Below are 12,625 nucleotides of genomic sequence, written 5' to 3' on the forward strand. Positions count from 1 at the left end.
TCACCTTCCTCACATTTCAAGCGGTAATCGCAGCTCTACATAAGCCCTGCTAGGCTTAAACTGCTCTGCTTTCATGATTTTCCCTTGTACTATATTATAAATTTGCCCTTTGAGCAGCTCGGGATTGCCATGCTCCCCCTCGCCTTCGAAGGAGATAAGAATGTCTCCTCCATCCTGAAAAAAGCCAAGGCGCAGCTTGCGCGTCTCCCCCTGAGGAGCCAGCCCGTTGTACTGATAAGCCCGTATGGTCTGCATAATCACTGAAGTCAGCTCATCTCCTGCTTCTGGATTTAGCTTGTCCTCTAGCTGCAACCCTTCCTCCACCTGAACTTCCAATTCCAGACTAGACCTGTTAGTTCGGAAGGATTGGATATAGAAAACCAATGAAGGAATGCCCAACTTAGCGATACGACTATCAAGTGCTATGCGTTCCTTTATTCTTTCCACACACTCCACGGATTTATTAGGCTTTCCAAGCTGAATATATCCGTATAGAATCTGCAAATCGTTCATCCAATCATGTCGATGATGATTCAGTGTCCGAATCGCCGCCTGTTGCAGAGTGTTCTCTTGTATACGCAGCTCCCGTTCATAATGACGCTGGCTCCAGATAAAACTGAAAGCAACGATTGCCACTACCCAGACTCCGAGTAATAGACACGTCAGAAGAGAAGTATGCCAATACAAAAGACCTAAAGGAAGCATTACGGATAACATGACTGCCCAGATTGCACTTTTCCAGGATTTCATTCTTTCTCCCCGTCCCTCAGTTCGCAAAATTCATGACTTCGTTTAGATAATTTGTTTTGTTAGTATCATTTACCATTTCCTAGTATAACACACGCGTTCACTGTAGTTCACCAGAGATAATAACGAGATTTTCACATCTATCTAACCATTCCAACTTTGCAACACAAATAATTATGAATATTCTACAAAAAAGCCTCCGGCACTCATGCCGGAGGCTTCTACTTGCTCATATGGTCCGTAAGCTTACGCTTCCAGTGCCGCTGCTACCGGAGCGACATCAACTGGGTACACGCTCACTTTTTTGCGATCGCGGCCCCAACGTTCGAACTTCACTACGCCATCCACCATTGCGAACAAAGTATCATCTTTACCGATGCCTACGTTAGTTCCTGGGTGAATTTTTGTTCCGCGTTGACGAACCAAGATGTTACCGCCGGTTACTGCTTGACCGTCAGCACGTTTCACGCCAAGACGTTTGGAATGGGAATCCCGTCCGTTTTTTGTGGAACCTACACCTTTTTTCGATGCGAACAATTGAAGATTCAATTTCAACATGTTGTCAACCTCCTTCTTTAAATATTTACTTGCTGTATTTGAATATACTTCCCGTATGATTCTGCGATATCATTCAGCATTACGACCATGGATTCAAGCAGTAATTGTACCTTCGCGGAAGTATCGAAATCTTCAACAGAACTTAATGTTCCACTTAAGAATCCGTTCTTCATGGATGTATCCATGGAGATTCCGGTCAAGGTCTCAATCGAATTGACGGTTCCAACTGTTACAGCGGATACCCCGGCACATACGATATCTTCGCCACGCTTCGCATAACCCGCATGCCCCTTAACCTCAAAGCCAACGATAGTTCCTAGATCCGATAATCGTGTAATCCGCACGCTAATCATTAACGCACCTTCTTACGCTTGAATCTTCTCGATAGTTACTTTCGTGTACGGTTGACGATGACCTTGTTTCTTGTGGTAGTTCTTCTTAGGTTTGTATTTGTAAACTACAACCTTAGCGCCTTTACCATGTTTCTCGACTTTAGCTGTTACAGACGCGCCGCTTACTAGCGGAGTTCCTGCAGTCAGACCACCATCATTAGAAACAGCCAATACACGGTCAAAAGTTACACTTGCGCCGTCTTCAGCTTCCAACTTTTCAATGAACAAAACGTCGCCCTCTTGGACTTTGTATTGTTTACCACCAGTTTCGATAATTGCATACATTTTACTTGCACCTCCTCATGTCTCAGACTCGCCTAGTCTAGGTGGCAGAATTCCCGTAGGAACTGCGCTTATGTACCCGATCGGAGCGGTTACAGCATGTGCAGGATCAACTGCATCAAACACATACTTGAAGATAGTATCATACTTATGACTTATCGTCAACTCATTCCAGCCATTCTCCAACTTTTCCGGTTCCCCCGCAGCACTGGCAAATCACAGGCGCAAAGCTGGCTGAATCATGCCTTGCCTTCTTTCTGGTCATCTCGAGCAGCCCGAGTCTTGTCCACCCCAAAATATGTGTTTTGGTGCGATCCTTGCAGATCACTTTCTCTAATCGCTCTGTGACCATCTTGCGGTGAAGCTCTTGTTCCATATCAATAAAATCGACAATAATGATTCCACCAGTATCGCGTAACCGGATCAAACGACCGATCTCCTCAGCTGCGAGCAAATTCGTATTAGTAACCGTTTCTTCAAGCGATGCTCCGCCAATGTATTGAGCGGTGTTGACATCAATTACGGTTAACGCCTCTGTCTCATCCCAGATCATTGTTGCTCCGCCCTCCAGCGTGATTTTGCGGCTGAAGCTCTTGAGTAATTGATCCTGAATACCATAAGCAGCGAAAATAGACTCCGCTCCATTATAAAGACAGACTGGCTTGTACCCTTCAGGAGCCATGTCGTCCAGAAAGGCTGTTGCTTCTCTAGCTGCGGCAGATGAATCAATAATCAACTGATCCCGTTGCGGATTAAAGGCATCTCTTATAAAGCGTTGGACAATACTAAGATCACGATGTAGTAAAGCGGGAGCCTCTACCGTTTGTGCCTTACGTGTAATATTCTCCCATTGGGCACGCAAAAAAGAAAGATCACCCTCCACAGCTTCATGTGGCTCGTCCTGAGAAACCGTCCGCATAATAAGCCCTTCTTCTTTCATTCGCAGACGTTCTCCGATTCCTTTGAGACGACTGCGCTCTGCATCCCGGCTTATTTTTTTGGAGACACCGACGTATTCTGCAAAGGGCATGTACACCATCCAGCGCCCGGGCAACGTATAATGAGTCGTTACACGCGCGCCTTTTCCGCCGCTCGGCTCTTTCCGCACTTGAACAACAATATCCTGTCCCGGCTGCAAAAGCGTCTCGATAGAGGGCTTCACATCAGGCTGTTTATCCAAATTAGGATGCAATACATCATCAACATATAAAAAAGCATTCTTCTTCTGTCCGATATCAACAAAAGCAGCCTGCATACCTGGAAGTACGTTAATCACACGGCCCTTGTAATAACTGCCGACCAACCCTTGCTGCTGATCGCGTTCAGCCGCGTACTCCACCAGCCTTCCGTTTTCCAGAAGAGCCATTCGGGTAATGTGCTGCGTGCAGTGAACGATCATCTGTTTCATGGCTTCACCTCTGGTTTCGTTCGTTCATTCCTTCACATTCTCTGCATAAATACACTATATTCCGAAGTAGGTTGATATTAAGCGCTGTTCCGGCACAACAGCAACAACATTTCCTTTACCGTTTAACACATAGATAAAATGATATTGATTACGTTTAAATAGACGCAATATATCATCTAAAGGTTTCGCAGATAATGCAACTATTGGACGAGCTACGCTTCCTGTTCGCAAATGATACTCATAAACAGCCTCCCGATTCATCAAAAAAGCAACAAACCGGTACGGTAAATTACGATGGTCGGTAAAATTCGAATACAGCAGAAAAGCTCCGATCATGACCATATTCAGCCTAAGGCCTCCACCCGCTCCAAGAGGCAGCAGCGCATATATAATCACAAGGACACTTGCGGCTACACTCACCCGTCCAGTCCATAACAAAGTGTAGTAATAAGGAAGCACTAAACTAATAGTGGCCTGAAGCACTTTACCTCCGTCAAGCGGCAGCACTGGCACTAGATTAAAAAGCCCAATAATGGCATTGGCATGAATAAAATAGGTCAGAAATTCCTGATTGCCATAACCGGCTTGTTGAAGTCCCAAAGCAATTACGATCATAATTCCATTTTGCAGTGGACCGGCAAGGGCTATTCCGATCTCACGACTGGCTGTAAGCCGCCCATGATCTTCAATAACAGCCACTCCGCCAAACGGTAGAAGCTGAACCGACTTAACTGTAACACCAGCCAAAAGAGCCGCAACGACATGTCCCATTTCATGAATGAAGACAATCGTAAATAAGGTGAGCAGCTCTAGAAATTGTCCCGTGACCACGGAGAATAACATAATGATCACGAACAGTGGATGTAGTGACAGTTCGATACCAAAGATCCTAATCAAACGATACCACTTCTGTAGGATCAATATAAGTCTTGTCTTTCATCACTGCGAAAAATAGTGTTGAAGCTGAGGATACGTCCTTCTCCATCATCCAACCGAGTGAATCCCCGCTCTGCACCCAGTCATCAACCTCCAGCTTGGTGCCGCTCAAATGTCCGTATTCTGCAGTGACACCGCCTGAATGCTGAACAGCAATTCGAATGCCCCCTTCCAGCTCTTTAGAGATGGAGAGAATACGTCCCATGTCTATACTTTTCACCGTCACATTTAAGGTTGAATCGATTTGAGGCATAATTTCCACCCCTTTTAGCGTAGATGCAAAAGGCTGGACAATGCTCCCAGCTATCGGGGCAGTGAGTTGATGATGAGCGGCCACTTTTTGAGCAGGCTCATCTTTATCCCCAAATATCGGAATGAACGCTGGAGCTCCGTTAAAGTTCTCCTCATACCAGACTCTCACAGCCGTGAAATCCATGTCATTGCTTAACGCATCACTAATAAAAGCTTGCATCTTATAGGACCATGGCTGATGTACCGCAAAAATCCCCCACACTGCTCCAAACACAAGAACACTAGCAACAAAGCGCCGAATAAAACCGGCAGTAAAATTTGAGCCTCCACCGCCGTTATCCTCCCAGCCTCCACGACTCTTTTTCCACATCACCTCTGGATCGGGCTCTACAGAGGATTGATCCGCATTCTTAAATCCTGTTCCCCATTCCTTAAAGCTCGTACTCTTATCCGGCATAATAAATAAAGGGGGAGCGTCCGCTATTTCAAGTTCCGGGACTTCCGAAACTCCTGAGACTGCTGAGACTTCCGGGAGTTCCTCCAATAAACTACGAATACGCTCCTTGCGGCGATTCTTGATATCTGATTTCTGATCCATATTTATCCCTCCGGACGGGCATGTTTTACTTCCATTTTATGAAGCACGGAAGTCTCTTTAGAACAAGCCCCTCCAAGGTAGGCCATTTAAATCCCGGAAATGCCATACATTCATATTTATTCAAAAAAATAAGCCCCACCATAGATTTCTCTACTGGTGGGACCCGTGTATGCTTCTTATCATAGGATTGCTTAGTAAAAATTAAGCCATGCCGAAAAATTTCTTAAGTTTCTTAAATGCTCCCGGTTTGCGGTCAAGCTGCATCAGGGGTACAGCATCACCTAAAATTCGGCGTGCAATATTGCGATAGGCAATAGCAGCTGAAGAATCGGGATTCATAACTGTAGGTTCTCCGTTATTTGCGGCTTTAATGACTAGTTCATCATCCGGAACAATTCCGATAAGATCAATGTTCAGCACCTGTAATATATCCTCAATATCAAGCATATCCCCAGACTTCACAAGACCTGGACGAATACGGTTTACCACCAATTTCGGCGATTCCACACTCGACTGTTCTAATAGTCCGATAATACGATCGGCATCCCGCACAGCGGCATGCTCTGGTGTGGTAACCACAATCGCTTTATCCGCACCGGCAATCGCATTGCGGAAGCCGTGCTCGATTCCTGCCGGACAATCGATCAGAACATACTCATATTCCTTCTTTAGTTCAAGAATGATATCTCTTACTTGTTCAGGAGAGACAGCCGTTTTATCCTTTGTTTGAGCTGCAGGCAGCATATACAATTCATCAAAGCGCTTGTCTTTAACGAGCGCTTGATTAAGGCGGCAACGTCCTTCCGCTACATCCACAAGATCATAAATAATACGATTCTCAAGCCCCATAACTACATCCAGATTACGCAGTCCAATGTCGGTATCGACGAGACATACTTTTTTGCCCTGCAGTGCAAGTGCGGTTCCAATGTTGGCTGTTGTGGTTGTTTTGCCAACTCCGCCTTTGCCCGAGGTTACGACTATCGCTTCTCCCATGGAGGCTACACCCCTTTAAACACATTTAAATCCTGACGTAATTTGACCAAATTATGAATCTTATCGATCTGCATAGCTCCGTTTGTTAAATATGCAAATTCCATACTGCTTTCTCGGGTTTCCCATTCATCGGGCGGACGACTAATAATATCGGCAATTCGCAGCTGCGTTGGAGACATTAAAGAAGCAGCTATAATCGCTTCCTCATTCCCGTCTACTCCAGCATGCGCCATCCCTCTTAGCGAACCTAGTATATAAATATCGCCTGAACAGGTTATGGTCCCCCCAGGGTTCACATCCCCCAGATATAGAAGATTTCCGTTATGGTGCAGCACCTGACCGGAACGTAGAATTCCGCTCATCAGAAACAATGCGTCATTATCCTCACTGCCGGGCGCTGGAAGCGCCTCTATAGATCGAATCAACAGATTTCCCTGTCCCTTAAGAATCTCCAGCACAGCTTCCTTGTCTTCCTCAGTTACGGTACGATTGCCCAGCTTTATGTCCACATGTACAATCGGTCCAGTTAAAATATTTTGATGGCTGTGCTCCAGCTTATAGCGAAGCTCGCTCAGAAGATCTTCAAAGGGACATTTGTCGTCTAGCAGGAATATCAGGCCATCCTTGATGCCCTTAATCCTTACATGCTTGGATTTTACTGTCATATGCCTGGCCCCCTATCCTCATTCATTCGTGCCGGGCCCCTTAAATTCCTGCTTTGTATAGAAAGAAAATAGAAGCTCTTTAAGCCGCTTCTTCCTTATTCGTTTCTTTCTTGATTAGCTCAAGCTGGCGCCGAACCGGTATGTAGAAGAGTAGCCCGATGGCAAAATGAAAAAGCATCGTCGGCAGCATGTGATTCAAAATCGCCCAGCTATAAGGTTCTTGATTAAGATTAAATACACTATAGATACCAAATAGTATACTATCCCCAAGTAGACTTCCAAGCAGAACCACAGTCATCATAAGGGGCAGCGGAGCACGTGGAATCTGAAATAAAAGGCCGATTAAATAAGCCGACAATCCCATCGCAAAAGAGTGTGCTCCAAGAATTCTGCCGTAAAAAACGACATCATGCAGCATTCCAAAACATAATCCCAATATAAGTGCTGTATGCCGATGATGATATATAGTCACGAACAATAACACTACAAAAACCAAATTCGGAATGATTCGCATCTGCCACACATCTGGAATCAGCCAAGGTAAGATGGTTCCCTCCACAATAAATAAGAGGAACAGTATCAGAATAAGAACTGATCTGCGCATATTCACTATTCAGCACGCTCCTCCGTAAACACAACAATCAAATGCTTCCAGTCCTGAAATTCTGCTGAAGGCTTTATCACTGCTGTGGAGGTTAATCCAAATTCACCAACATCGACGCTTTCAACTGTGCCTATTGTCAACCCCCTTGGATACAAGCCTCCAATACCGGAAGACAGAATAGTATCCTCCGCTGCAATAGGATCACCCGGTGGAATCTTGGTCATCAGCAGTCTGTTCGTCTCTGGATTATAACTCTCAATCATCCCAAAGGACTTACCCTCTTTATTAAAGGCAGTTGCCGCAATAGGCGGCTGGGAATTAGGATCATTAGTGTCCATCATGGTCATCAGTTTCACAGTAGAAGTGAAATTGCTAACTTGACTGATAACACCTACCAGACCATCGGTTGAAATAACAGACATATTAGGTCTGACACCATCTTTGGAGCCTAAATCAATTACAATGGTGCTGTTGCTTGGTTCTGTAGTCTGGCTAATTACTTGCGCAATACGATATTCATACTTATACAAATTCTTCTGTTCTTTAGTGAATTGCCATTTTTTTTCCAAGTCTTCATTCTGTGCTTTAATAAAATTATACTGGGCTTTATCACGTGCATACTGGGCAGCCATAATTTTAAGCTGTTCATTTTCTTTAGCAAGATCACTCAGATTTCCAATATCTTCAAACAAGCCCGCTACATATCCAGCGGGCTTGTAGAACATTTTTTGCACGAAACCAGTCGAATCTCTGAGAAAGTTCTCCGGCCAGGACAAGCCTTTCCTTGTTGCCAAGCTGAAGCCCATTACCACAATGAACAGCACCAGTGTAATCAACAGAATAAACAGACGTTTATTGCTTAAGAGTTTAAACAGTTTCAACACCCTCTAACAACAGTATTTCTCCCATAACAGGGGTTGACTTACACAAGTGGTAGAACATCATCTTATCTCTTCGAACGAAGACTGGATCCGCTGCGGCTCTTGAACAAATGAATGTTCTCAAGTGCCTTACCGGTTCCAATAGCTACACAGTCCAGTGGATTCTCAGCAACAATAACCGGCATTCCCGTCTCACGTGCAAGCAGCTTATCCAAGTTGCGAAGCAAAGCTCCCCCACCTGTCAAAACAATTCCACGATCCATAATATCTGCTGCAAGCTCTGGCGGACATTTTTCCAACGTTACTTTAACAGCTTCAATAATAGCATTCACTGTGTCAGACAAAGCTTCACAGATTTCATCAGAAGTAATTGTAAGTGTTTTTGGCAGACCTGTTACGAGATCACGGCCGCGAATTTCCATGGTTTCAGCCTTTTCAAGAGGAAGGGCAGAGCCAACATCCATTTTGAGCTGCTCCGAAGTACGTTCACCGATCATCAGATTGTATTGACGTTTGATGTATTGAATGATGGACTCATCCGCTTCATCACCTGCAACACGCACTGAACGGCTAGTAACAATACCGCCGAGCGAGATTACAGCAACTTCAGTTGTACCTCCACCGATATCTACAACCATACTACCTGTAGGCTCCCATACTGGCAGATCCGCGCCGATAGCAGCAGCAAAAGGCTCTTCGATAATGTAAGCTTCACGAGCTCCAGCTTGTTTGGTAGCATCTTCTACCGCACGTTGCTCTACAGCAGTAATGCCAGATGGTACGCAGACCATTACATTAGGGTGACGCTGGAACATAGAACGCTGTTTCTGTGCTTGACGAATAAAATATTTAATCATCGTAGCCGTTGTATCAAAATCAGCGATAACGCCATCTTTCATCGGACGGATCGCACGGATATTTCCAGGTGTACGACCGATCATTTTTTTGGCGGATTCACCCACAGCTTCAATCGTCTTAGTATCAGTGTTAATGGCTACAACGGAAGGCTCTCTTACAACAACACCCTTACCGCGTACGTAGACAAGCGTATTCGCTGTCCCCAAGTCAATTCCTAAATCTTTTGTGAAACCACCCAACATGCTAATTTCTCCTTTTCCTAAGTAAATCTACATTTATATTACATATGTCCTTTTTCTTTCAAGCTTACGAAACTGCTATCTCCGATAATTAGATGGTCCAGCACATCTATTCCGATAATCTCGCCTGCCTGAAGCAATCTAGCAGTTAGGGAAATATCTTCTGGACTAGGTGTTGGATCACCACTAGGATGATTGTGCGCGCATATAATAGAGGCGCTACTGCATTTTATAGCTGCTCTGAATACCTCACGAGGATGAACGATCGAAGCATTCAGGCTGCCCATGGACAATGTTTCTTGTCCAATCACATGATTCTTCGTGTTCAGAAACAGACAGACAAAATGCTCCTTTTGCAAATAACGCAATTGCTCAGTCAGAATCTCAGCAGCGTCCCCAGGACAGCGGATAATGACCGGCATATTGAACCTGGAATTCGCAAGGCGCCTTCCCAGTTCGATGCCTGCTTTTAGTTGTACGGCCTTGGCAGGACCGATACCGTTGATTTTGGTCAGTTCTTCGATGCTAAGGTCAACTAGCCCACGCAGGCCACCGATCTTCCCCAGCATCTGCTGTGCAATATGAATAGCCGACTCGCGGCGTGTTCCCGTACGCAGCAGAATGGCTAACAACTCCGCTTGACTTAATGATTCCGCCCCATAATGCATCATGCGCTCTCTAGGTCGTTCTTCATGGGGGAGGTCCCGCAGCATAATTGGTTGCGACTCCATCCCTATCCCTCTTTCCCCAGGCTTCCTACCGGATCAATACAGTTATACCGAACTCGGATAGCATTTCGCCAAGAAGCGACAAAGGCAATCCGACTACATTGAAATAACAGCCTTCAATTCGTTCCACCAAAATGGACCCAAGCCCTTGTATCGCATAAGAGCCAGCCTTATCAGCGGGCTCTCCCGTAGCTATATAAGCAGCAATTTCCTCTTCAGTCATTGCCCTCATCGTTACGGAAGTAACACGGTGCTCCACTATAGTCTTCCCATTCGGGAGTCCGAGGCAGGCTACACCCGTGTATACCTTATGAGTTCGGCCCTGAAGTCTGGTAAGCATCGCTTTGCTGTCCAGCTTGTCCACCGGTTTGCCTAGCACAGTATTATCTAGTACAACAATTGTGTCGCTTCCTATAATGACTGCGTTACGCTCTCCGGCTGTAGCTACTACGGCTTCTGCTTTTCGCAAAGCTAGACTGCGCACGATTCTCTCCGGCGTCCAATCCGGCGGTGTGCTCTCATCAGCTTCGCTGGTAATGACCTCAAAGGGTAAACCCAGTAAGGATAACAGCTCACGTCGACGCGGTGAACCTGAGGCTAGAATAATGAGTGGTGAGTTGTCCACGTTGTAAACGTCCCTTCTTGCTCAGTAACGAGAGTTACAGTCTGCGGTACAGCCATACAGCTGTAATAATACCGGCGAGACTAAGCATGCACAATTTCAAATGAATAGTGATGTCATAGGTTATGATGTCTAAATCGGCTCGCGGAGACCATTTGAGCACAGTCGATGTTGTTAGAAAAGACAGAGCCTTTACGGGCTGCAGCAGCTTGGCGATCCAGGCTCCAGCCAGCCAGCCTAGAATTAGAAATAACAGCAGTGTTCCTACATTTTTCTTCTTCATCTCAGTCTTCCCTCGCCATTTTTTGACACCCTAATTATTATACGGTGAAACGGTGATCAATACAAACGTAAAATCCCCTACGGTAATGTTTACCACCTTTTGCCCTAAAAGTTGCGGAACGATACCCTTCTCCGAAAAAAACAACAAGCCCCCAATTCCCCGGAGACTTGTTGTTATTTTGAATCCGCAATCCAAGCATTCAATTCATAGCAGACAGCAGCTGTTTTTGGCTGGTCAAGAAGCTCAGCATGGATTCCTGCACTTCCCAAAGCAGGGCTTGCGCCTTGTTCTTGTTATATTCACTCAGTGCTGAAATTCCTTGGCTCATAGATTTCTCTAGCGCTGCGCAAATGCTTTTGGCTTCAGGCGTTATGCCTTGCTCCAGAGCTTTAACAGCTTCACTCCATTGGAGATGAAGATCACTCACAGCTGAGGTATTAGCTGCCGCATCCGTTTGTCCGCCACTGAGTAAAGAAGCGGATTGACTGCTTAGTTCACTGAGCAACTGTCCACTCACCGCAAAATAACTATTCACAGCCTCCGCATTTCCGGCAAATCCTAATCGTTCCACTCCGGGAAGATCCACCTCTCTTACATAAAGCTCAATCCCTTGATTCTTCAGTCCACTGCTGAGCAGCTTAGCTTGTTCACGGTCAGAGGACATTCCGGCATATACACGATTTCCGTCAGCAGGGTCCAAGCCCGCAGCCAAGCCAGCGTCCAACAGCTCTTGTCTAGCTTGTTCCGCGCCTGCCGGCGTACTGAATACGCCATACTGCAGCAGGTAGTAGCTTTGCGCAGCCACTTGAACAGGAATACTGTTTTTGCCAGCATCATCTGTGCCCGTAACCGGCAATCCCGAGGTTCCTACACCTGCTGGATCATTAGCTCCGGAAGTCTGCCCTGAAGTAGCCAATGTATCTGTTATCCCGGTTCCTGAACTACTATCCATGTTTCCTCCATAAAAAAAGGAAAGCGCCGCATACCCAAGCAGTAGACCTGTGCCGATGGCCCCCACCACAGACAGGGATAATTTCCACCAATACGATGGGCGACGAGTATGATATGAGCCCCCATAACCTCCCGTGTAAACCTCTGCTGATTTATCTCTGTCATCTAGTACCAAATCTGAGAGCAGATACGATTGCTGCGTATTTCTGAAATCTCTATCCTGTTCGTCCCATTCTTGCTGGCGTGGATCTACAGTTCCTGAGTAATAGTCGTAAGCATCCTCCGGCGGTGCCTCACGCGTAGAGCGTAGATCAGGTTCTTGCACCCAAGTATGCTGCTGTGCTGGACCGACCTCCTTGCGCAACTCCTCTGCATATTCTTCAGCTGTACCCAGTCCGCCACTGGACCAGCGCTCCACTACCTGCGGTTTTGGCTTAGGCTCGTCCTTATTCACGTCAAATCGGAATGTCATTCTTCCGTTATTCAACAGTAACACCTCACCTCATCTAATCTATATGGAAATATATGATAGACAATAGAGAGATATGCTATTTTTATAGCCAAATGAATAATGAAAGTTATACGGATTCAGTTTACATTACATGTAACTTTTATATACTATATA

Annotated in this window: 17 protein-coding genes and 1 other annotated feature; all 17 genes read right to left on the reverse strand. The window is 45.7% G+C overall.

Going from position 1 to position 12,625, the window contains the following annotated elements:
• Positions 1 to 9 precede the first annotated feature (9 nt).
• Entirely contained in the window at positions 10 to 750 is a 741-nt protein-coding gene (locus tag MKY54_RS24710) for a Spo0B domain-containing protein (RefSeq protein ID WP_076105522.1), read from the reverse strand.
• A gap of 243 nt (positions 751 to 993) precedes the next feature.
• Positions 994 to 1,305, reverse strand: coding sequence for a 50S ribosomal protein L27 (gene rpmA / locus MKY54_RS24715; protein ID WP_036685171.1), 312 nt, complete (start codon positions 1,303 to 1,305; stop codon positions 994 to 996).
• 17 nt (positions 1,306 to 1,322) lie between these two features.
• Positions 1,323 to 1,658, reverse strand: coding sequence for a ribosomal-processing cysteine protease Prp (locus MKY54_RS24720; RefSeq protein WP_036685168.1), 336 nt, complete (start codon positions 1,656 to 1,658; stop codon positions 1,323 to 1,325).
• 12 nt (positions 1,659 to 1,670) lie between these two features.
• Complete coding sequence (gene rplU, locus MKY54_RS24725; RefSeq protein WP_036685166.1) at positions 1,671 to 1,982, reverse strand: 50S ribosomal protein L21; 312 nt, start codon at positions 1,980 to 1,982, stop codon at positions 1,671 to 1,673.
• Positions 1,983 to 1,996: 14 nt separating this feature from the next.
• Positions 1,997 to 2,083 (reverse strand) — a sequence feature (ribosomal protein L21 leader region).
• Positions 1,998 to 2,165 (reverse strand): hypothetical protein, encoded by a 168-nt coding sequence (locus tag MKY54_RS24730; RefSeq protein WP_155288184.1) that lies wholly within the window; start codon positions 2,163 to 2,165, stop codon positions 1,998 to 2,000. Its footprint overlaps the feature before it by 86 nt.
• The gene (locus tag MKY54_RS24735; protein ID WP_076129388.1) at positions 2,146 to 3,387 is read right to left on the reverse strand and encodes an Rne/Rng family ribonuclease; all 1,242 of its coding nucleotides are present in this window, start codon (positions 3,385 to 3,387) and stop codon (positions 2,146 to 2,148) included. Before MKY54_RS24735 ends, MKY54_RS24730 begins: the two co-directional genes overlap by 20 nt.
• A gap of 54 nt (positions 3,388 to 3,441) precedes the next feature.
• Complete coding sequence (locus MKY54_RS24740) at positions 3,442 to 4,284, reverse strand: M50 family metallopeptidase (RefSeq protein WP_076129389.1); 843 nt, start codon at positions 4,282 to 4,284, stop codon at positions 3,442 to 3,444.
• The gene (locus MKY54_RS24745) at positions 4,277 to 5,173 is read right to left on the reverse strand and encodes a M23 family metallopeptidase (RefSeq protein ID WP_076303223.1); all 897 of its coding nucleotides are present in this window, start codon (positions 5,171 to 5,173) and stop codon (positions 4,277 to 4,279) included. The genes MKY54_RS24740 and MKY54_RS24745 overlap by 8 nt, the downstream gene beginning before the upstream one ends.
• Positions 5,174 to 5,374: 201 nt before the next feature.
• A complete protein-coding gene (gene minD / locus MKY54_RS24750) occupies positions 5,375 to 6,169 on the reverse strand; it encodes a septum site-determining protein MinD (RefSeq protein ID WP_036685156.1) in 795 nt (264 codons plus the stop codon).
• Between the two features lie 5 nt (positions 6,170 to 6,174).
• Positions 6,175 to 6,834, reverse strand: a complete 660-nt coding sequence (gene minC, locus MKY54_RS24755) for a septum site-determining protein MinC (protein ID WP_036685154.1) — start codon at positions 6,832 to 6,834, stop codon at positions 6,175 to 6,177.
• A gap of 79 nt (positions 6,835 to 6,913) precedes the next feature.
• Positions 6,914 to 7,444 (reverse strand): rod shape-determining protein MreD, encoded by a 531-nt coding sequence (gene mreD, locus MKY54_RS24760; RefSeq protein WP_081386380.1) that lies wholly within the window; start codon positions 7,442 to 7,444, stop codon positions 6,914 to 6,916.
• A complete protein-coding gene (gene mreC, locus MKY54_RS24765) occupies positions 7,444 to 8,322 on the reverse strand; it encodes a rod shape-determining protein MreC (RefSeq protein ID WP_076129391.1) in 879 nt (292 codons plus the stop codon). The genes mreD and mreC overlap by 1 nt, the downstream gene beginning before the upstream one ends.
• 62 nt (positions 8,323 to 8,384) lie before the next feature.
• A complete protein-coding gene (locus MKY54_RS24770) occupies positions 8,385 to 9,419 on the reverse strand; it encodes a rod shape-determining protein (protein WP_036685150.1) in 1,035 nt (344 codons plus the stop codon).
• A gap of 38 nt (positions 9,420 to 9,457) precedes the next feature.
• A complete protein-coding gene (gene radC / locus MKY54_RS24775; protein ID WP_036685147.1) occupies positions 9,458 to 10,147 on the reverse strand; it encodes a DNA repair protein RadC in 690 nt (229 codons plus the stop codon).
• 25 nt (positions 10,148 to 10,172) lie between these two features.
• Entirely contained in the window at positions 10,173 to 10,769 is a 597-nt protein-coding gene (locus tag MKY54_RS24780; RefSeq protein ID WP_076277490.1) for a Maf family protein, read from the reverse strand.
• Positions 10,770 to 10,803: 34 nt separating this feature from the next.
• Positions 10,804 to 11,049 (reverse strand): DUF4321 domain-containing protein, encoded by a 246-nt coding sequence (locus tag MKY54_RS24785; protein ID WP_036685144.1) that lies wholly within the window; start codon positions 11,047 to 11,049, stop codon positions 10,804 to 10,806.
• Positions 11,050 to 11,248: 199 nt separating this feature from the next.
• The gene (locus MKY54_RS24790; RefSeq protein ID WP_076194477.1) at positions 11,249 to 12,487 is read right to left on the reverse strand and encodes an SPOR domain-containing protein; all 1,239 of its coding nucleotides are present in this window, start codon (positions 12,485 to 12,487) and stop codon (positions 11,249 to 11,251) included.
• Between the last annotated feature and the right edge of the window lie 138 nt (positions 12,488 to 12,625).

The organism is Paenibacillus sp. FSL P2-0121, assembly GCF_037975345.1.
In the GTDB taxonomy this organism is placed as follows: domain Bacteria; phylum Bacillota; class Bacilli; order Paenibacillales; family Paenibacillaceae; genus Paenibacillus_AQ; species Paenibacillus_AQ odorifer.

What these genes read in the sequence shown, in the direction of transcription:
- MKY54_RS24735 (WP_076129388.1), bottom strand. Translation starts at nt 3,387, where the DNA reads ATGAAACAGATGATCGTTCACTGCACGCAGCACATTACCCGAATGGCT.
- MKY54_RS24745 (WP_076303223.1), bottom strand. Translation starts at nt 5,173, where the DNA reads ATGGATCAGAAATCAGATATCAAGAATCGCCGCAAGGAGCGTATTCGT.
- MKY54_RS24785 (WP_036685144.1), bottom strand. Translation starts at nt 11,049, where the DNA reads ATGAAGAAGAAAAATGTAGGAACACTGCTGTTATTTCTAATTCTAGGC.
- rpmA (WP_036685171.1), bottom strand. Translation starts at nt 1,305, where the DNA reads ATGTTGAAATTGAATCTTCAATTGTTCGCATCGAAAAAAGGTGTAGGT.
- MKY54_RS24770 (WP_036685150.1), bottom strand. Translation starts at nt 9,419, where the DNA reads ATGTTGGGTGGTTTCACAAAAGATTTAGGAATTGACTTGGGGACAGCG.
- MKY54_RS24710 (WP_076105522.1), bottom strand. Translation starts at nt 750, where the DNA reads ATGAAATCCTGGAAAAGTGCAATCTGGGCAGTCATGTTATCCGTAATG.
- rplU (WP_036685166.1), bottom strand. Translation starts at nt 1,982, where the DNA reads ATGTATGCAATTATCGAAACTGGTGGTAAACAATACAAAGTCCAAGAG.
- minD (WP_036685156.1), bottom strand. Translation starts at nt 6,169, where the DNA reads ATGGGAGAAGCGATAGTCGTAACCTCGGGCAAAGGCGGAGTTGGCAAA.
- minC (WP_036685154.1), bottom strand. Translation starts at nt 6,834, where the DNA reads ATGACAGTAAAATCCAAGCATGTAAGGATTAAGGGCATCAAGGATGGC.
- radC (WP_036685147.1), bottom strand. Translation starts at nt 10,147, where the DNA reads ATGGAGTCGCAACCAATTATGCTGCGGGACCTCCCCCATGAAGAACGA.
- MKY54_RS24720 (WP_036685168.1), bottom strand. Translation starts at nt 1,658, where the DNA reads ATGATTAGCGTGCGGATTACACGATTATCGGATCTAGGAACTATCGTT.